The 917-nt window shown below is 50.1% G+C and carries 1 protein-coding gene and 1 pseudogene; both read right to left on the bottom strand.

What is annotated here, in order from left to right; translation table 11 throughout:
• Positions 1 to 257: pseudogene (locus cpu_RS11845) on the bottom strand (electron transfer flavoprotein subunit alpha/FixB family protein); the annotation flags it as partial.
• A 12-nt stretch (positions 258 to 269) separates the two neighbouring features.
• The coding region (locus cpu_RS11850; RefSeq protein ID WP_234970249.1) for an electron transfer flavoprotein subunit beta/FixA family protein at positions 270 to 917 on the bottom strand (648 nt) is incomplete at its 5' end.

The following is a 917-nucleotide window of genomic DNA, read 5'->3' on the forward strand; positions in this document are numbered from 1 at the left end:
GGCTTTTCTTTGTTGATTAAGTCCGCCAGTACCCTGGTGTATTTGGCGGTGGTGTACTGCTCTAAGTCGGGATGGTCGGCTACGTATATTTTCCCCACTCCGTATTCCCCAAGTTCGCTGGCCAAACCTTTTACGTCTTTCCCGATTACTACTCCTTCTACTTCTCCCCCGATTTTTCGGGCCAGGGTTACCATCTCAAAGGTTACTTTCTTTAATTTACCTTCCCTTTGCTCTGCTACTATCCATACTTTTCCCATTTCCTCCACCCCCTAGATTACCTTGGCTTCTTCCCGTAAGGCTTTGACTAGCTTGGCTACCGCTACGGCCGCTTCATCGGTGAAGATTTTCCCCGCTTCTTTACCTTTGGGAAGAAAGATTTCTTTTATTTCTACTTTGGGTTGGGCTGCTACCCCTAATTCGGTAGCCAGTATTACTTTTAGCTCTTTTTTCTTGGCCTGCATGATGCCTTTCATTGAAGGATACCGGGGTTCGTTTAATCCCCGCTGGGCGGTAATAAGCGCCGGTAGAGGTACTTCAACTACTTCGGTCCCCCCTTCGATTTCCCGGTGGCCGGTAATCTTGCCTTCCTCTACTTCTAGTTTGGTGACAAGGTTAATTTGCGGTAAGCCTAAAATCTCGGCTACCCGTACTCCTACCTGGGCGGAACTGTCGTCAATGGCCCGCCAGCCGGTTAAAACCAGATCATACTCCATTTGCCCTAAGGCTTTGGCTAGAGCTTCGGCAGTTACAGTTTCGTCGAGCTTTAGTCCATCGGTTTTGACCAGGACCGCCCGGTCGGCTCCCATGGCTAAAGCCTGCCGTAACGCTTCCTGGGCCCGGTCGGAACCGGCCGATACTACTACTACTTCCCCCTGCCCTAACTTTTCTTTGATTCTTAAGGCCTCTTCTACCGCAAA

It is taken from the genome of Carboxydothermus pertinax (genome assembly GCF_001950255.1).
GTDB classification, from domain to species: domain Bacteria; phylum Bacillota; class Z-2901; order Carboxydothermales; family Carboxydothermaceae; genus Carboxydothermus; species Carboxydothermus pertinax.